The following is an 18,071-nucleotide window of genomic DNA, read 5'->3' on the forward strand; positions in this document are numbered from 1 at the left end:
CAAGCACTATATCTATGGTTATCGCTTATTTCCTGTTCTCAAAAACCAAGATTGCTCAACACTTACGGCAAGATACTATATATAGAGTTTCAAAACTATTGCACAACAGTTTCAAGCACTATATCTAGATTTGATGCGTAATTCCTATTTATCCTAAAAACCGGGTTTGTTTGCATAAGTTCTAATCATATAACTTAGTTTGGAGGAAGATAGTCACAGGTAACAAGATTTTTCAACTTAATTTAAACTCTATCACTATTTGCCAATTCTATTTGACTTTTTATGTAAACTTTGAGCTGTTGATATATAATCAATATTAGTCAATAGAATAAATAATTTGTTATGGTTAAAATTCAAGCTCAAGGCAAAATTATAACCTGCGATGTTGGTGCAAATCTCCGTCAAGTTTTACTGAAAAATAATGTAGATGTTTATAATGGTAATGCTACAGTTATTAACTGTCGTAGTCTCGGAACTTGTGGCACTTGTGCTGTAGAAATAGAAGGAAAAGTTTCTCAAGCTCAATGGCGAGAAAAAGCTAGACTTTCTTTGCCTCCTCATTCTCCTAATTCTCAGAAACGTTTATCCTGTCAAGTCAAAGTTTTAGGAGATATAAAGATAACTAAATATAATGGTTTTTGGGGGCAAGGTTCTGACATTGTTTGGTCTCCTGAAAGTTGATTTTAGTTGTGAGATATTAGAACATTTTAGACAACAGGGAACACAAAAGAAGAAAAAAAAGTATTCCTTTGAATTAGATAAATGCTATATTAATTCTATTTGAGTCCTGTACAAAATTCCCAAGCTTTTAAGGAACTAAGAACAAGTAGAAATTTCACTTTTTTATCTACTTTTTAATTTTTCACAACCTATTTAGGATTGCTATTTATCAATTATAAATTATCCATTATCCATTATCCATTATTCATCTTCCTTCTTACTTAAATATGAATCAATCAAACGAAATATTAATTATTGGTGGCGGTATTATCGGTCTATCAATAGCAATAGAACTGAAATTACGCGGAGCCAAAGTAACAGTAATTAGCCGAGACTTTCAGCAAACTGCCACCGATGCTGCTGCCGGAATGTTAGCTCCTCAAGCTGAAGCTATTCCCCCTGGAAAAATGTTAGAATTATGTTTAAAAAGTCGAACATTATATCCAGAATGGGTAAAAAAAATAGAATCAATTAGTGGTTTAGAAACTGGTTATTGGGATTGTGGAATTTTGGCTCCAGTTTATGCCGCAAAAGAGAGAAAAAATTATGCTTTGCCAAACCTAAATTATCGATGGTTAAATCAAGTAGCAATTCATCAATATCAATCAGGATTAAGTCCGGAAGTAATTGGTGGCTGGTTTTACCCTGAAGATGGGCAAGTAGATAATCGTTATTTGTATAAGTCGATTATGGCAGCAGCTAAAGAATTAAAAATTGATATTATCCAAGGTTTTGTTAAAGAAATAATTTGCCAAAAAGGGAAAATTAATAATCTTAAAACATCAAAAGGTGAATTAGAAGCAGAACATTATATCTTAGCTACAGGTGCATGGTCTCAAGAATTATTACCAATTCCTATATTTCCCACCAAAGGGCAAATGTTATCATTAAAAATTCCCTCAGATATAAGTATAGAAAATTTACCTTTACAGCACGTCTTGTTTGGAAAAGAAACTTATATTGTACCGCGCCAAGATGGTAGAATAATTATTGGTGCGACTTGTGAAAATGTCGGATTTATTGATGGAAATACCGCAGCAGGAATTAAACAGTTATTAGAAAATGCAATTAGATTATATCCAGTTTTAAGAGATTACGAAATCTTAGAATTTTGGTGGGGTTTTCGTCCTAATACTCCTGACGAAATGCCGATATTAGGAAAAAGTAATTATGATAATTTGACCTTAGCAACTGGGCATTATCGAAATGGAATTTTATTAGCACCTATAACAGCATTATTAATTGCTGATTTAATTGGGAATAATCAGTCCGACTCTTTGTTGGCAGCTTTTAATTATTCTAGGTTTATGGAAGTCGAAAGTAAAGTTTGATATGATAGGAATTATCAAGCCAAAATTATAGTGTTGTAAGCATTCAGCATTCAGCAGTCAGCGTTCAGCTATTTATTTTGGTTTAAGAAAAAAGCTTTATGATACGGTTCCCGATCAATCAGAAATTTTATCTAACTACAAAATTCATTTTTCACTTTCTTTATTCGTTTAAATATCCTCCTTAAAGTTGAGTTTTTTATTGCTGAACTGCGCAGCTCCTCCCCAAGAAGCTAGCTGACAGCTAATAGCTAAATACTTATATAGTATTATTGTTATGTACAAAATTTTCATCAGTCTTATAGAGTAAGTATTTAGCCGTCAGCTATTAGCTGATCAGCTATTGCTTTTAACGTAAGTTCAAAGCTGTATTAATTAAGCCAGATTAAATATGGGAACAAAAATTTTTAAAGTTTTAATTCATTTAAACTCTCTCCTTAAAAGCAGGATATTATTGCTGTTTGCCTAGTATTCCGCAAGAAATGCTTACCTTATAGACAGATATTTCAGCAACAAAGCCATTAATAATTATTAATTATTAATTATTAATTATTAAAAGCTATCCCTGAGCAGGAACTACTGAAACCCTTGTGGGACTCACCCCTAGCCCCTCCCAGGAGGGGAAGGGGGAGCAGGGGAGAAGGGAGAAAGAGTCATCGTAGCTAGGTAACACTACTCAAGTTATCAAAAAAATGTACTTTTTCATACACTTTTTCCCCAACAAAAGCCATTTAAAGGCTTACACATAACTTGTATATCATGTCTAATTATGTTAAAAAAGATGTTTATAAAGCATAGTATCTAAGGGGAGGCTTCAAGGCATGAATTATTGAATGAATAATTATTAACTATCAACTATTAATTATTAATTGTTTGGTAATAGACCTTTCCAACAATAACAAATTAAATCAGTCATCGGATATAAATAAATATACTTAACTGAACCATATTTTTTGCAGTTTTCTAGTCTGAAAAGCCTATCTAATCCTTCCATATTATAGGATTTTTCGTCTTAAATGAACCGTATTGAGATATACAGGGGATTCTAGTTTGGTGAGGTACATCCACGGAAGCAGGAAGCACGGTTCCCGAAAAATCGCACTGGTAAGATTTACTAATTAATATTTGTACTTAATTATGCCTGGAATATGCTGTAAATTATCTATTATTTCTGCCTATTCCCTATTCCCTATTCCCTAATTAAATGAAAAATATTAAATTTTACAATCCTACTCTAGAAAAACTCAAGCCAAAAGTTCATAACTGGTTAAAATTTATGATAATTAGACTCAAACAAAAATTCAAAATAACCATTTTAATTTTAGCAACTTTCCTAAGTATTCTATGTATATCAATTTTACCTGCACAAACTCAGGAAAAACCTGTAAATATCCAAGTATTAATTCAAGCTCTAGAAGGTACTCAGTGGGAAAAAATTCAAGCAGACTTTAACAAAACTCACCCCAATATTAATTTAGAAATTGTTAAAGGTCCTAACAATACTAACCTAGTAGAAGACCTTTATACATCCTCTTTTTTGCTAGGAGATTCTCCTTACGATCTAGCTTATATGGATATTGTTTGGGTACAAAAATTTGCTGCTGCTGAGTGGTTAAAAGACCTTTCTGAAAAAGTCGATATACAACAATTAAAAGAACAATATTTACCACGAGATGTTGAAGGAGGAACTTATCAAGGCAAACTCTATCGAATGCCATTGCGCTCTGATGGAGGAATGCTTTATTATCGCACAGATTTACTAAAAAAAGCAGGATTTCAATCTCCTAATACTTTTGCCGAACTAATAAAAATATCAAAAAAATTACAACAGCAAAAATTAACAGAATGGGGTTATGTTTGGCAAGGTAAACAATATGAAGGTTTATCGGCAATGTTTATAGAAATACTCAAAGGTTATGGTGGTTTTTGGGTAAACCCAGAAACAAATCAAGTAGGTTTAGATCGACCAGAAGCTATCGAGGCAGTCAATTTTTTACGCACAACTATTGATGAAGGAATTTCTCCTCCTGGAGTAACTACTTATGGAGAAGAAGAAACCCGTCTTTTATTTCAAAGTGGCAATACAGTTTTTCTGCGTAATTGGCCTTATGTATATCCATTAGCATCAACATCAAAAATAGCTGGAAATTTTAATATTAAACCAATGGTTCATGCTCCAGGAAAAAATAGTGGAGCTTGTTTAGGAGGATGGGGTTTCGGAATAGTTAAAACTACAAAACATCCAGAGGAAGCATGGGAAGTTATTCAATACTTCAATCAACCAGAAATACAGCGGAAGTTGATTTTAGCAACAGGATTTATTCCAGCTAGAAAGTCTCTTTTTAATGACCCTATTTTGGTAGAAAAATTTCCTTATTTACCAGATTTATTCTCAGTAGTTAATAATTCTGTCTTACGTCCACCTATTCCTCAATATGCTCAAGCATCAGATATTTTACAACGTTATTTAAGTACTGCCTTAACAGGTTCCGGTACACCAGAGTCAGCAATGAAAACTGCAGCTAAAGAAACTCGTGTTTTGTTAGGAGAATAATTATTAATTATTAATTATTAATTATTAATTCCCTCTTCTTGTAAAGTCTAGTAGTGAACTGACACAGCTAAAACGGTGCAATAGTAGGGGCAGGTTTTAGCTATAATTTTAATGCTTACTCTAAGATTTACATAAACCTGCCCCTAGAACGTTATTTGAGTAGGTATCGCGGTGATTTGATGGAAAAGGCAGTCCTGCATATAATTCAATATCTTTCTCTATAATAGGTAAGATTGAAATATTCATATATTGCAATTCTTTAGATAAATCTTCAATAGGTTGATTAATTTCCAACTTGCCTCTATTAATTTTAATAGCAATTTCCCAAAGACTAACCATACTAAAATATAAGTCTTCTTTGCTGTCAATAATATTTTTACTTGTAATTATTTAGCATTTAGCATTCAGCATTCAGCTATCAGAAGAGTGCTTTTAGTTAGTGATAAAAGCAATATTTAATAGAGAAACGAAAAATCTTGCTAAAAAATTCATATCCCCAGTCTATATTCATTTAAACTTTGTCCTTAAACATAAGCTCTTATGGCTCATATCTGATGGCTAATAACTGAATGCTTACCTTGAATTTAATTGTATTATTGCCTAGTAAATACCAAATAAAAACATGAATATCCAAAAGATATTTCATATTATATATAGTCAAATCTTCATAATGGTTCATCAAAATCATCTGACATAATAATTTTATCTGCCCAACTACCATAACGCCCAACAGTTTCTATCTTTTCCTGATATTGTTGATTATGAGGATATTTTTCTTGTAAATATTCTACATAATGTAATAGTTCGGTCTTCAAAGATTCAGGTAGATTAATCACAACTTTCCACAAAGCTAGCTCAATATTCATAATTTTTATTAGAGACAATTTATTTCAAAATAATATCATCTGTAAAAAAACTGTAGGGGTTTGGTTTCCAAATCCCTTTGCGCTTGGGTTTGGAGGCCAAACCACTACTATAAAATCTGACAATCTATATTAGGATTGCTATACTTAACAAAAATCTATGACAAGAATTACCTAAACAAACCAAGAAACCGGGTTTATTGCCCTGATATTGTTGTTAAAACCACTAAATTTCGTTCATCAACCCGGTTTCTGTCTAGGTCCAGTATGAAAATTCCCAAAATGCTTCTATGTATAATTCCCTTGAAAAAAGAGAAAAATTAACAGGATGGCTATTAATTACACCAGCCATTATCATATTATTATTTGTATTTGCTTATCCAATTACTCGCGCTTTTTGGTTAAGTCTATTTACCCAAAATCTTGGTACAGAATTAAAGCCTATTTTTTCTGGTTTAACCAACTACAACCGCATCTTAGCTGATGGTCGTTTTTGGCAAACTTTATCGAACACAACAATATTTACAACCTGCTCTATTTTCCTAGAATTAATATTAGGAATGAGCATTGCTTTAATCTTAGATAAATCATTCCGAGGTAGAGGTTTGGTTCGTACTATTAATCTGATTCCTTGGTCATTACCAACCGCAGTTATGGGGTTAGCTTGGGCATGGATTTTTAACGACCAATTTGGCATAGTTAATGACTTACTTTTACGGTTGGGATTAATAGCAGAAAAAATTACTTGGTTAGGAGATCCCTTCCGAGCAATGTGGGCAATGATTATTGCTGATGTTTGGAAAACAACCCCATTTATTGCTATTATTTTATTGGCAGGATTACAATCTATTTCTTCTGATTTATATGAAGCTCATGCTATTGATGGAGCTAACCCAATCCAAAGTTTTAAACAAATTACTATCCCCCTATTAATGCCACAAATAGTAATTGCTTTATTATTCAGATTTGCTCAAGCATTTGGCATTTTTGACTTAGTACAAGTAATGACCGGAGGGGGACCTGCTGGAGCAACAGAAACAATTTCTATCTATATTTATGCTACTATTAGACGTTATTTAGATTTCGGTTATGGAGCTTCTTTAGTTGTCGTAACATTTCTATTATTAATTCTGGTGGTAGCGATCGCTAGCATTACTACCCAGAAATTAAAAGTTAAAAATTAAAAGGCAAAAGTATCGGTAAAATTCAAGAACCTAGGGGTTTGGTCTCCAATTTTTCGGGAACCGTACCCTATACAAACTAAGAACTTTCCCCAATACTGATGGTACACCCTTATTCTCCAAAGCCAGTTGAATAGTTATAAATAACGAGGGAGGAGTCAGGAGTTAACCCACCCCTAACCCCTCCCAGGAGGGGAAAAAGAAGAAACAAGTTTTTTTATCATTGATTATCCGGACATGATATTACTGATAACTGATAACTGATAACTGAAGAAAATGTCTATCTCAAAAAATCAATCATCAATCAAAATAGGCAGAATAATTCTGTGGATAGGTGTAGTTTTAACTGTCATATTTTGCCTAGCTCCTGTTTTATGGCAATTACTAACTTCCTTCAAAACTAATGAGGCAATATCAGCAGTTCCTAATGTCTACTTTCCTTCCCTCAACCAACTAACTTTTGACCACTATCTCAGTCTCGGTTCGGATTTTCTGCGCTATATTTTTAATAGTGCTTTTGTTTCGATTATTTCCACAATAATTTGTTTAGGAATAGGAGCGCCTGCTGCTTATACTTTAGCCCGATTAAAAATACCAGGAGAAAATATTATTATTGCCTCTGTTTTAATAGTCAGTCTGTTTCCTTATGTCTTGTTATTTTTAGGACTATTAGAAATTATTAGAACTCTTGGTTTAGGTAATAATTATATATCCCTAATTATTCCTTACACAGGCATTAATTTACCTCTAACAATTCTAGTTTTAAGAAGCTTTTTTCAACAGTTACCAAAAGACATAGAAGACTCTGCCAAAATAGATGGTTATAACACAATTTCTATGTTGTGGAATATTGTTTTACCTCTAACAATTCCCGCATTAGTAACTACAGGAATTTTAACCTTTATTTTTGCTTGGAATGAATTTATTTTTGCCCTGACTTTCATTACTCGTTCAGAAATGTATACTATTCCCGTTGCAGTCGCTCAAATAGGTGGTACTTCTATATTTGAAATTCCTTATGGACCTATTGCTGCAGCCACAGTAACAGGTACATTTCCTTTAGTAATTTTAGTATTAATCGCTCAACGGCGAATTGTTCAAGGTATTACAGCAGGTGCTGTTAAAGGTTAACCTAGCCGTAGGTTGGGTTGAGGCAACGAAACCCAACATAGACTTACGCCAAGAAACCAGATTTCTCGTAGAAACCCGGTTTCTGGGTTCGCCTGCATAGAAATCATCTATTCTTTCCCCCTACTCCCTACTCCCTCTTTTCTGTATATACAATGTTAAAATCAGAATATCAAATCATTATGGATATGAAAGTATGAAACATCTAGACTTAGATGAAACCAATATTGACTTAACAGTAATTATTAACGAAATTGCTGCTAATCAGTCTGAAATTGTCATTACCCGCCAAGGTTTGCCAGTTGCTCGTATTATTCCTTATACTATTTCTGACGCACCGACAAAAAATTATCCATTACGGGGAATGCCAATCAAAATTGCTGCTGATTTTGATGAACCGATGCCTGAACTTTGGGATGCTTTAGGAAAATGATTTTACTTGATACTCATGTTTGGTTATGGCTACTTCATAACCCCAGTCAATTATCGGAATCCGCCAAAATCGCAATTGATAGGGAAGAACCCCATAATGGTTTGCTAGTATCGCCAATTTCGGTTTGGGAAATTGCGGTTAAATCAAGTATTGGTAAATTGATACTACCTTTACCCATTGATGAATGGTACAATTTTGCTTCAACTCATTCTGGTATTGTAATTGAACCCCTGTCTCCACTGGATGCTATTGCCAGTACATCCTTACCTGAGACTTTCCATAAAGATCCAGCAGATAGAATTTTAGTAGCGATCGCCAGACGATACGGAATTGTTTTAGTAACTTGTGATGTCAAGATTTTGAACTATCCTCATGTCCAAACACTTTGGTAGTGTAATAGCTGTAGGTTTGGTTGTTATTGTTAAAGGAGGTAATCAATACCATGTTATCCTTCGCACAAAACCTCATTGAGGTAGGCAATGATTACGAATTTATTGAGTTATGGGTAGAGCCAGCGGGAAATTTCTGAACGTGGTATTTGCATCCATTATGATGTTGAGGAATTTGAGGAGGAGTTGAAAAACTTCTCTATTTTTCTAAATATCCATTAAAATTAAGTAAATTTAGGATTATAATAATGAGCAATACAATAGTTAGCGATAGAGGACAAATAACAATCCCTGAAGAAATTAGGAACTACCTTAAACTGAATGCAGGGAGTAAAATAGAATTCGTCATTGATGAACAGGGAGAAGTTAAAATAATTCCTCTAAAATTCTCTGTGGAAGACTTGTCCGGTATCCTACATCATCTGGGAATTGAACAAGCAACCATTAAGGATATGGAAAATGCAATCCAGGAGGCAGCTAATGATTGAAGTTGATACCAATATTTTAAGTTCGCTATTTGACTAGAGATGATCAATTACAGTGGGAAAAAGCACTAGAGATTATTAGAGAAAATCAGCCATGTTTTGTTTCTAATGTGGATAGCCGTCTTTTATCTTATGATCTTGAGGAGTTTGAGGAAGACATTAAAACTTTGCAGGAAATGGGTAGGTTATGATTGTTATCAGTCTAATACAAACTTTAGTAAGCTACAACTCTGGGTAGCGATCGCTAATAATATGTTAAAATCCAAATAAGCCTATTTATTGTATTTGAAAATTAGTTATGTCTAAAACATCTACAATTACAGAACACATTGAAATTACTCCAGGAATTTGTGGTGGAAAACCTCGGATTGCTGGCCATCGAATTAGAGTAGAAGATATTGTTATCTGCCATGAAAAAATGGGTTTTTCACCAGATGAAATTGTCTCTCAATATCCTAGTATTACTTTAGCTGATGTTTATGCTGCTTTGACTTATTATCACGATCATTTAGAAGAGATTAGGCAGCAAATTTTGGAGGATGAAGAATTTGCTAGAGCAATGCAAGCTGAAACTCCTTCTTTAGTGGCAAAAAAATTACGAGAAAGTTATGGCAGAAAAGATTAAATTTCATCTAGATGAAAATGCTCCTAATGCAATAGCTGGTGGTTTAAGGCGACGAAATATTGATGTAACTACTACTTCTGAGGCTAGTTTAATTTCTCTGTCAGATGAAGAACAATTGATATTTGCTACGAATCAAAATCGGGTTATTTTTACTCAGGATAGAGATTTTTTGCGACTGCATTATGCTGGTTTTTCACATAGTGGAATTGCTTATTGTGTTAAGGGCAGTCGTTCAATAGGTGAAATTTTACGCGGACTAATTCTGATTTGGGAAGTATTGGAACCTGAAGATATGATTGGAAAAGTTGAGTTTTTGTAATCTAAAAGGTTTTGCTAGAAAGCGATCGCTTCTAAAATCTGGTTGGTTTAGGAAGGAGTAATTGCCTCTTGATAACAACTATTCTTAGCAAAAGATTGTATAATTTAGTAATGATGTAGATTTCCGTGAATGGTATTAACCGCGAATTAATTTCCCATCCGAGAACTAGCTTATTTGATAAACACCTTCCTGGTACGCCTCAAGTAGCAAGACTATTGAGGAAGGAAGGAAAAGCCCATGTTTTTAAAGATCGTGCTACAATGGAATTTGTCGTGGGGGCTATTATTCAAAGGGGAGAACTAACAGGAGTTGAGGATGAAAATGATGACTACGAACGTTATGGACTTTATTTTGACGAACCGATAGGTTATCAGATTAGAGCAGATGGTAGCAGTATTCCACTTTATTATGCTGAAATAAAAATTGTTAAAGGAGGTAATTTATACCATGTTATCCCTCCCACAAAACCTCGTTGAGGTAGGCAATGATTGGGAATTTATTGAGTTATGGGTAGAGCCAATTGTTTTTCCGCCTCGCATTTTGATGTTAGCTGGTGGCAAACAAGGAAATTTTTGTATTTATGATGCTACTGCTAACTACAAACCTTTGTTTGAGAGCGCTATTTATGATGAAGCCCACTCGTGGTTAGTTGAAGATGATTATGAGCGGGTGGATGGCCGTCTTTTATCTGGGGAATTTTTTTAGCATTGGGGCGATCGCTCCTCAAATCTGGTTTGTTGACGAAGGAGCGATCGCTCTTGTTTAAAAATTGGGATGGGATATGAGGGAGCTGTTGCCTTTCGTTAACTAATATGTTATAGTTTATAATTTTCAGAAAATTGATAGCTGTAGGTTGGGTTGTTTGCGTTAGCATTGCGGAGCATGGAACGTTAGCGGAGCTTATCCGTAGGATCAACCCAACATTAGTAGGGTTTTGTTGGGTTTCACTCCGTTCAACCCAACTACATTTGCGTAAGTCCTAATAAATCCGTATATCCGTGGCCAAATCACTGTCTAGCTGTAGGTTGGGTTGTTTGCGTTAGCATTGCGGAGCATGGAACGTTAGCGGAGCTTATCCGTAGGATCAACCCAACATTAGTAGGGTTTTGTTGGGTTTCACTCCGTTCAACCCAACCTACATTTGCGTCAGTCCTAATAAATCCGTATATCCGTGGCTAAATCACTGTCTAGCTAAAGCTTCTTAATCCCCCTTAAAGCCATAATTTTCTGAATAATAACAGTGAATCCTGCTCCCATAACACCAAAAAATAAACTTAAAAATAGGGTTTGAGTCAAAGGATGGAGATGAAAATCAGGCAACAGAGGTTTTTCCGGTTCTTGGGCAATTATATATGGAGCAACTGTGGCACCAACTGCTCCTGACGTCAAACCTACACCCATAATAGCTATGGTATTTTGGAAAGAGCGATCGCTTTCTGTTTGTTCGATATCTACTCTACCCTGAATAGCTGTCATCGCTTTTTCTAGTAATGTAGCTCCATGCTGAAAGTAGCCTAAGTCCGATTGGAGTTGTTCTCTAAATAAGCGATAGTCTTCATCAAAAAATTGAGACAGGAAACTAAGATTTTCTCCTGGAAGTTGGCTTTGAATATCATTTATTTCTCGTTTATAGTTTTGGGCGTTGATATCAATAGTTAAGCGATAGTTATCTAGCTCACGAGTAAATTGATTATATGATAAATATTTTTGGGGAATCTCTTTTAAGTATTTTTTGAATTGATTTAATTCTTTTTCAGTTAGCTTTTTATCAACTGGCATTCCCTGGAAAATTTCCTGAATATAGGATTCAATAGCTAGATACTCCTTGCGAAGTACATCGTGGACTTGACGACTAAGTTTGTAAGCTGTGACTACTTTGTTTAAATAACAAAATAGATTCACAAAGGATGAATAATAGTGGGTAAATTTCCTGTCGGTTTCAGTTTCACAGAATATCCAAACCACTACATGGCAGTAGTCCTTTCCTTGAGTAGGAACACCGTATTCAAAAATAGGACTGCCAAATAATTGACTTTCTCGATAAAAGTCAGGACAAGAATATTCGTTAGGAATAAATCCTCTCAAACAATTATCTGCCAGTTCCCTAAGTTTTTGGCGATTTTGTAAAGATTTCCTCGGCAACCACTGTTTTTCCTGTGTGTACCAAACTGTTAAGAGCAAAGTTTGACCAAGAGAACTCCCTATTTCAGTAGGCATTAAGCATCCTGAAGGATTAAGAAGTTTCAGAAAGTTCGGGTTTAGGGGATTTGTTTTTTTCCCATTCTCGTCTAACTCGGGACGGCGAATATTGAGAGCGAGGGTGTAGGTATCGTGAATGCGGATGGGAGCAGCAACTCCCGTAATAGGGAGTTGTGTCCCATCTAGGAAGACTTGACTCTCAAAATGGAGAGCCACATCATCCTCTGTTTTATGTTTGAGCAAGTCAACGCGATATCCTATTTGCTCCTCAATTTCTAGGGGTTGGGTAAGGCCAAATTTCCGGGACAGAATGGTATTGCATTTGTCCCAGAGTAGGTTAGGGCGATCGCTTTCTTTTAAATGAAAAGCAAATAAATGGACATTAGGAGCATAGACTTTTTTAATCATTGTTCTGATTTTGGTCAGGTTGTGCTGATTCAAATTCAGTTGAGTCGGTTCTTTCGGATAGTTTTTCCTTAACCTTTTCGCTCAATTCTGGGAAGGTATTGGTGATACGAGCAGATTCATTTGCCTTCGAGGGTGGGACTTTTGTCAACTCTTTAGTATTTTGTAGATTCTCTAGTCTTATAAGAGCATCAACTATAGACGGTCTTGTTTTACACCAATCTCCAAGAATGAGGTCGGCATTTTTTGGGGGATCATTCTCTAGGGGAGCCAAGGTTTGCTGCAAGTCTTGGAGGTCAGCAGTAGAAAACAGTTCAGGCTCGGTTTCTAAAAGAAGGGGGAAATTTTGGAGAAAAGGGTTAGTAATCATTTTTAATCAAGATTTTAAATTATAAGTTGACTGGTGATGCTTTTGAGTCAAATGGACTGAACAAAAGCTTAAAGCTTACTTTCCAACAGTGCAGAAAGCTGCCCAGTGGTAAGGATCTTGGTAGAGTTGTCTGTCCGAAGGAAGGAAATATAGATATCCTTGAATCCTTTGGGCAAGCTCTTCTTCTAATTTTAACTTACTTGTCCACTTTTGTAGTTCTGCTACTGTAACATCCCGCAACCATAGTTGAGCTTGCTTGAGAGCCATAGCAACAGTTAGGCCAGACTTGAGGTTTTGATAAAACTTGATGAGTAAAAAAGCTGCGGATACTTGATTCACTGACCACAAACTGCTGACAACATTTGACGCACCTGCATAGAGGAAAGCACTGGGTAAACCAATATATTCATCACTCCAGGATGTTAAGTCAATCAATCCTGTTTCACAAGCAGAGAGGGTTGCGAGGCGACATTGATTGAGGTTGAATCCAAAGATTTCTGCGAGAGTAAGTCTCCCATCTTTTTGAACATCATCTTTAGCTAGAGAAAGTGCAGAGGCATTGGCTATACCTAAGTTAAAGTTGCCATGACAGGAAAAATGAATACAGTGGGATGACTGGAGGTGGGAGTTAGTTTTGACTTTTGCTTTCTTAGCATCTTTTCCAACTAAGACATCGACTGAATCAAAGTTGGAAAGAATTGCTTGTACTTCTATGTCTGCATAGATTAGATCCTCTGTCGGGTTTTGAACAGCAAACAGTTGGCTGAAGTAGGGACGTTCTCGTTTTTGAGTAAGTTGCAATAGTTGGTTACTAGGAGCATAACTTACTCCTCCACTAAAGCGCTCGATAAGCAGATCGCCATTTGCTAGGGGCATAGCATGGAGAGGAAATAGATGTAGGTAGCGATGAGGAATCAGGATAAGACGGTTACACTTAATTCCTTGTTTGTCAAAGATGTTATCTATTGTTGTTAAGAGGCGATCGATTTCTAGGATATCAGCCAAATCTTTAAGACTAGAAGCTAAATTATTTCTCCACTGCTTTTTCTGCCGACGATACCCATCTAAATAGTCACCTGCCCAATCAATTAAAGACTTAAGTTCTTCAGCGGATGATTCTTGAACTATAGGTTGAACGCCATTGTTAGTTACGATAAAAGTTAATATTTTATCTTTAACAAGATACCATTGGATAATGACAGTCTGTTCGTCAATAAGATTTTGAATATCTCTATAGGAAATTAGTTCTACCCTCTGAGTTAGGTTGAAACTGGGATCTATACGTTGAATTTGATCTAGTACCTCATTTAGCTGCTGTTGTGACTCCTGTAATTCTTGCTGTAGTCGCTTCTCTGAATTTTCTGACGCTCGTCTCTGCCTATTTAATAGTTGAAACTCATTTCCTGATAGTTGCTTTCTATCTATTTGTAACCGTTTTTCCAGTGATGTTATATTTCGCCGTAGCGAGTCTAGCTGAGTAATTATTTCTTGGGGAATATTCCCTTTTGGATAAAGATCGCTTCTGGCTAGACGCTCCACTAGGTTACGAGTTTTACTGCGCTCCACAATTTCGATGGCTTTATCAACCTGTCCTAGATTAATGTATGCTTGCACCTGATTTTCATAAACCTCCATTGCCCCTTCCATAATCTCTTGGCGACGCTCATCAGTGTTTACCCAACTGCGGCTGATTTCGGCCGCAATCATGGCTGTTTCATAATTTTCAGTTGCTAGTTGCCAATTTCCCTTATCAAAGTATAAGTCACCTAATGTGTAGGCAGTTATAAAATGGTTAGAGGGATTTGCTTCAATAGTGTAAATTTGAAGAGCTTTTTGCAAGCTAGCAATAGCAAATTCGATATTTTCTGCTTTGTCTCCTTTGATTCTGTCCCTGTAGGCAGTGCTGATATTATTTTGAATTCTTGCCCAGTCGTAGGGAAAGTTATTTTTTGTGTAAATTTGGAGAGCCTGTTCATATGCAGCAATAGCGAATTCAATATTTTCTGCTTTGTCTTCTTTGATTCTCTTTGCGTAAGCAGTGCCGATATTGTTTTGAGTGCTTGCCCAGTCGTAAGGAAAGTTGTTTTGTGTGTGAACATGGAGCGCTTGTTCGTATGCAGCAATAGCGGATTCAATATTTTCTGCTTTCTCTCCTATGATTCTATGGGAGTAGGCAATACCAAGGTTGTTTTGAGTGCTTGCCCAGTTGTCAGGAAAGCTGTTTTCAGTGAAAACTTGGAGAGCTTGTTCGTATGCAACAATAGCAGATTCGATATTCTCTGATTTGTTTCCTTTGATTCTGTCAGTGTAAGCACTGCCAAGATTGTTTTGAGTTTCTGCCCAGTTGTATGGGAAGTCAATTTTGTCATTAACTTGGAGAGCTTGTCCGTATGCAGCAATAGCAAATTCAATGTTCTCTGCTTTATCTCCTTTGATTCTGTCAGTGTAAGCATTCCCAAGATTGTTTTGAGTTTCTGCCCAGGGGTGGGGGTACTGAGTTTTAGTGCGAACCTGGAGAGCTTTTTTATATGCACTAATAGCAGATTCAATATTTTCTGCTTTGTCTCCTCTGATTCTTTTTTTGTAAGCACTCCCAAGATTGTTTTGAGTAGATGCCCATTCAATACGGAACTTAGTTTTGGTGTAAACCTGGAGAGCTTCTTGATGTAAATTAATTGCAAATTCGATGTTCTTTGCTTTGTTGCCTCTGATTCTGCGACTGTAGGCAACCCCGAGATTGTTCTTAGTCATTGCCCACTGCTTGGGAAACTTGTTTTTGGTGCGAACTTGAAGAGCTTGTTCGTATGCAGCAATAGCAAATTCAATATTCTCTGCTTTGTTGCCTCTGATTCTGTTTCTGTAGGCCATACCAAAATTGTGCTTAATTTTTGCCCATTTTTCTGGATACCTCTTTCTGGTAAGGATTGTTTCTGCTATATGATAACCTGCGATTGCAATTTCTACATTAACTGCTCTATTTCCCCGAGTAAATTTCATTATGTGGAAGGAAAACTCCCAAATTGCTTCAGCAATGCGTTCGGCAGTTTCCGGTTTAGCTTCTGGTTTAACTTCAGAAAATACAGAAGTTGCCCAGATTTTCAAGGTATCAATAAAGTCATCATCAAGCTCTTGTAGTAATACCTTGACAGATTGATCCCCCCTCACATCCCCTCTACTCTCAAGAATCCTTTGTAATATTTCAACCAAAAAATCTAGCTGAGATTTAAGGTGATCTGGTAATTTTTCTCTGGTTTCAGAGCTTGCCTTTAAATTCTTGAAATTCAAGTCTACAGCCAAAAATCTGTCCTGTAGAAGTGAAGGTTTTAAAATGATTGCTATAGGTAGGAAAATATCGTGCAAACTTTCTTTTAACATATTAATTACTACATAAATAATTTTCTGAATAGAGAAAGCTTCTTTTACAGATCATCGCGAAAACTTTGTTTTAGTGCCTCAATAAATTTCTGAATAGAGAAAGCTTCTTTTACAGAACGTTGACTATTGATAAAGTTTTCAAGACTTGTTTCTTGTGTTTTACTAAAAATGTTTGTATAGTATTCGGCTTCGCTAGGTTTTGAGGACATCTCCTGCCAATACCTGAAAGAAAATTTTCCTGTCTTATCTAGGTTTGAGCGAGCTCTGGACAAGTTCCGTTTAGTGGCTTTGCACTTTTCAGGGGGGTCTTGTTTGTCATAAACAGATAAAGCTAATTGATAGGCATGAACAGCTTTTTTCAGATTCTCAGTTTTATTGTCAATTCTTTGAATATAAGCATCGCTAAGATTACATTGAGTTTCTGCCCAATCAACCGGGTAATCCGCTTTAGTATAAACTTTCAGAGCTTCTAGGAATGCAGCAATAGCAGATTCAATGTTTTGTGCTTTGTCTCCTTTAATTCTGCTGCTGTAGGCAAGGCCAAGATTATTTTGAGTCATTGCCCAGTCGATAGGAAGGTTGTTTTGGGTACGAACTTCCAAAGATTTTTTGTATGCAGCAATGGCAAATTCAATATTTTCAGCTTTATCTCCAATGATCCTGTTAGTGTAGTAGCTATGGCCGAGATTGTGTTGAACAATTGCCCAAATTTCAGGATGATAGTTGGGACTCAAGAATGTGGACATTATTTCATAACCTGCAATGCTAATTTCTACATTAGCTGCTTTATTGCCCAAAGGAAACTCCCTAATGAGGTTACTGAAGCCGAAAATAAATGTAGCAAAATTTTCCACTACACTCACCTCTGCTTCCGACATAGTAGTTGCAAGATTTCGTAATACGTTAGCAAAGTTAAGATCGAGTTTATCCAAATTAGCTTCTAGGAATGGATAAACTACTTCGGGGTTGCCATAGCTTTTTAGGGTAATCTGCAATACCTCCGACAAAAAATCCTGATAATCTTGAGGTGAGTAATTAGATGAAGTAACAGGTTGTGGATTTTCTTTCCTCTCGAATAGTTCAACAAAGCTCACATGAGTAATTTCATTGAAAATTTCTACTGGTTGTACCCCCATTTTTTCAAAGATTTTGACTTCTATTCCTTTTGGGAGATCGTTAGTTAAACCTAACAACACTGATAACAAATTTTCCGTGCAGACATTTTGGGCTTTTGAGCGTCTCGCCTCTTCTAAAGCTAACTCTAGAATTTTTTTAGCTCTTGGACTAAAAGGTATTTCTTCAGTATTTCTGCCTCCAGGCCCTCTACCAACAATTTTCTCTACCTGAACACGGGCATCCTTCAGATTTATTCCCAGAGATTTGAGAACCTGTGCAGCTATGCCAGTATCTTCCGCAATCAATCCTAAAAGAATATGCTCTCCCCCAACAAAATTATGTCCCATACGTTGAGATTCTTGTTGGGCAAGCATAATCGCCTTAATCGCTTTTTCACTAAATCGCTCAAACAATTTTCCTGCCTCCCGTTTCGTTATCTCAGTTTCCTAGTTTATATGAAAGTTATTCAACTATTATGACAGCCTAGAAGGCTGTGTTACAATTTTATAGCTATGACAGCCTAGAAGGCTGTGTTACAAAAGTTTTAAATTTAATTAAGCAATAGTTAAAACAGAATATTG

The 18,071-nt window shown here is 35.9% G+C and carries 19 protein-coding genes; 13 read left to right on the top strand and 6 right to left on the bottom strand.

Translation table 11 applies throughout. The features are described 5' to 3' along the window. The first annotated feature begins 342 nt into the window (after window positions 1-342). From VKJ25_RS21435 to VKJ25_RS21445, 3 genes are all read left to right on the top strand, one after another. Window positions 343-681: a 2Fe-2S iron-sulfur cluster-binding protein gene (locus VKJ25_RS21435; RefSeq protein WP_324238679.1), complete on the top strand. Its 339-nt coding sequence runs from the start codon at window positions 343-345 to the stop codon at window positions 679-681. A 266-nt stretch (window positions 682-947) separates the two neighbouring features. Next, window positions 948-2,051: a glycine oxidase ThiO gene (thiO, locus tag VKJ25_RS21440; RefSeq protein ID WP_324238680.1), complete on the top strand. Its 1,104-nt coding sequence runs from the start codon at window positions 948-950 to the stop codon at window positions 2,049-2,051. A gap of 1,201 nt (window positions 2,052-3,252) precedes the next feature. Then, entirely contained in the window at window positions 3,253-4,602 is a 1,350-nt protein-coding gene (locus VKJ25_RS21445; protein WP_324238681.1) for an ABC transporter substrate-binding protein, read from the top strand. 120 nt (window positions 4,603-4,722) lie between these two features. On the opposite strand, the gene VKJ25_RS21450 is transcribed toward VKJ25_RS21445, so the two are convergent. Both VKJ25_RS21450 and vapB read right to left on the bottom strand, forming a co-directional pair. After that, window positions 4,723-4,941, bottom strand: coding sequence for a PIN domain-containing protein (locus VKJ25_RS21450; protein WP_324238682.1), 219 nt, complete (start codon window positions 4,939-4,941; stop codon window positions 4,723-4,725). Between the two features lie 326 nt (window positions 4,942-5,267). Beyond that, window positions 5,268-5,468: a type II toxin-antitoxin system VapB family antitoxin gene (vapB, locus tag VKJ25_RS21455; protein ID WP_324238683.1), complete on the bottom strand. Its 201-nt coding sequence runs from the start codon at window positions 5,466-5,468 to the stop codon at window positions 5,268-5,270. 287 nt (window positions 5,469-5,755) lie between these two features. Between vapB and VKJ25_RS21460 the strand changes: the two genes are divergently transcribed. The 10 genes from VKJ25_RS21460 (at window position 5,756) to VKJ25_RS21505 (ending at window position 10,730) form a co-directional block, all read left to right on the top strand. Beyond that, window positions 5,756-6,649 (top strand): carbohydrate ABC transporter permease, encoded by an 894-nt coding sequence (locus VKJ25_RS21460; protein ID WP_324238684.1) that lies wholly within the window; start codon window positions 5,756-5,758, stop codon window positions 6,647-6,649. Between the two features lie 273 nt (window positions 6,650-6,922). Further along, window positions 6,923-7,777 carry a carbohydrate ABC transporter permease gene (locus tag VKJ25_RS21465; RefSeq protein ID WP_324238685.1) on the top strand — a complete coding sequence of 285 codons (855 nt, stop codon included), beginning with the start codon at window positions 6,923-6,925 and terminating at the stop codon, window positions 7,775-7,777. 193 nt (window positions 7,778-7,970) lie between these two features. After that, window positions 7,971-8,207, top strand: coding sequence for a type II toxin-antitoxin system Phd/YefM family antitoxin (locus VKJ25_RS21470; protein WP_324238686.1), 237 nt, complete (start codon window positions 7,971-7,973; stop codon window positions 8,205-8,207). After that, entirely contained in the window at window positions 8,204-8,599 is a 396-nt protein-coding gene (locus tag VKJ25_RS21475; RefSeq protein ID WP_324238687.1) for a type II toxin-antitoxin system VapC family toxin, read from the top strand. Before VKJ25_RS21470 ends, VKJ25_RS21475 begins: the two co-directional genes overlap by 4 nt. 245 nt (window positions 8,600-8,844) lie before the next feature. After that, complete coding sequence (locus VKJ25_RS21480) at window positions 8,845-9,084, top strand: AbrB/MazE/SpoVT family DNA-binding domain-containing protein (RefSeq protein ID WP_324238688.1); 240 nt, start codon at window positions 8,845-8,847, stop codon at window positions 9,082-9,084. Window positions 9,085-9,113: 29 nt separating this feature from the next. Then, complete coding sequence (locus tag VKJ25_RS21485) at window positions 9,114-9,272, top strand: PIN domain-containing protein (RefSeq protein ID WP_324238689.1); 159 nt, start codon at window positions 9,114-9,116, stop codon at window positions 9,270-9,272. 107 nt (window positions 9,273-9,379) lie between these two features. Then, window positions 9,380-9,706: a DUF433 domain-containing protein gene (locus VKJ25_RS21490; protein WP_324238690.1), complete on the top strand. Its 327-nt coding sequence runs from the start codon at window positions 9,380-9,382 to the stop codon at window positions 9,704-9,706. After that, window positions 9,690-10,025 carry a DUF5615 family PIN-like protein gene (locus VKJ25_RS21495; RefSeq protein ID WP_324238691.1) on the top strand — a complete coding sequence of 112 codons (336 nt, stop codon included), beginning with the start codon at window positions 9,690-9,692 and terminating at the stop codon, window positions 10,023-10,025. Before VKJ25_RS21490 ends, VKJ25_RS21495 begins: the two co-directional genes overlap by 17 nt. Before the next feature lie 125 nt (window positions 10,026-10,150). Next, window positions 10,151-10,501: a DUF6972 family protein gene (locus tag VKJ25_RS21500; protein ID WP_324238692.1), complete on the top strand. Its 351-nt coding sequence runs from the start codon at window positions 10,151-10,153 to the stop codon at window positions 10,499-10,501. Beyond that, a complete protein-coding gene (locus VKJ25_RS21505) occupies window positions 10,473-10,730 on the top strand; it encodes a hypothetical protein (protein ID WP_324238693.1) in 258 nt (85 codons plus the stop codon). Before VKJ25_RS21500 ends, VKJ25_RS21505 begins: the two co-directional genes overlap by 29 nt. Window positions 10,731-11,216: 486 nt before the next feature. Here VKJ25_RS21505 and VKJ25_RS21510 read toward each other — a convergent pair whose 3' ends face one another. From VKJ25_RS21510 to VKJ25_RS24765, 4 genes are all read right to left on the bottom strand, one after another. Continuing rightward, complete coding sequence (locus VKJ25_RS21510) at window positions 11,217-12,632, bottom strand: hypothetical protein (protein WP_324238694.1); 1,416 nt, start codon at window positions 12,630-12,632, stop codon at window positions 11,217-11,219. Next, window positions 12,625-12,999, bottom strand: coding sequence for a hypothetical protein (locus VKJ25_RS21515; RefSeq protein WP_324238695.1), 375 nt, complete (start codon window positions 12,997-12,999; stop codon window positions 12,625-12,627). Before VKJ25_RS21515 ends, VKJ25_RS21510 begins: the two co-directional genes overlap by 8 nt. A 75-nt stretch (window positions 13,000-13,074) precedes the next feature. Beyond that, window positions 13,075-16,374 carry a CHAT domain-containing protein gene (locus VKJ25_RS21520; RefSeq protein ID WP_324238696.1) on the bottom strand — a complete coding sequence of 1,100 codons (3,300 nt, stop codon included), beginning with the start codon at window positions 16,372-16,374 and terminating at the stop codon, window positions 13,075-13,077. A gap of 44 nt (window positions 16,375-16,418) precedes the next feature. Further along, window positions 16,419-17,903 carry a Clp protease N-terminal domain-containing protein gene (locus VKJ25_RS24765; protein WP_375340363.1) on the bottom strand — a complete coding sequence of 495 codons (1,485 nt, stop codon included), beginning with the start codon at window positions 17,901-17,903 and terminating at the stop codon, window positions 16,419-16,421. Between the last annotated feature and the right edge of the window lie 168 nt (window positions 17,904-18,071).

The organism is Okeania sp., from assembly GCF_035285525.1.
Lineage (GTDB): Bacteria > Cyanobacteriota > Cyanobacteriia > Cyanobacteriales > Microcoleaceae > Trichodesmium.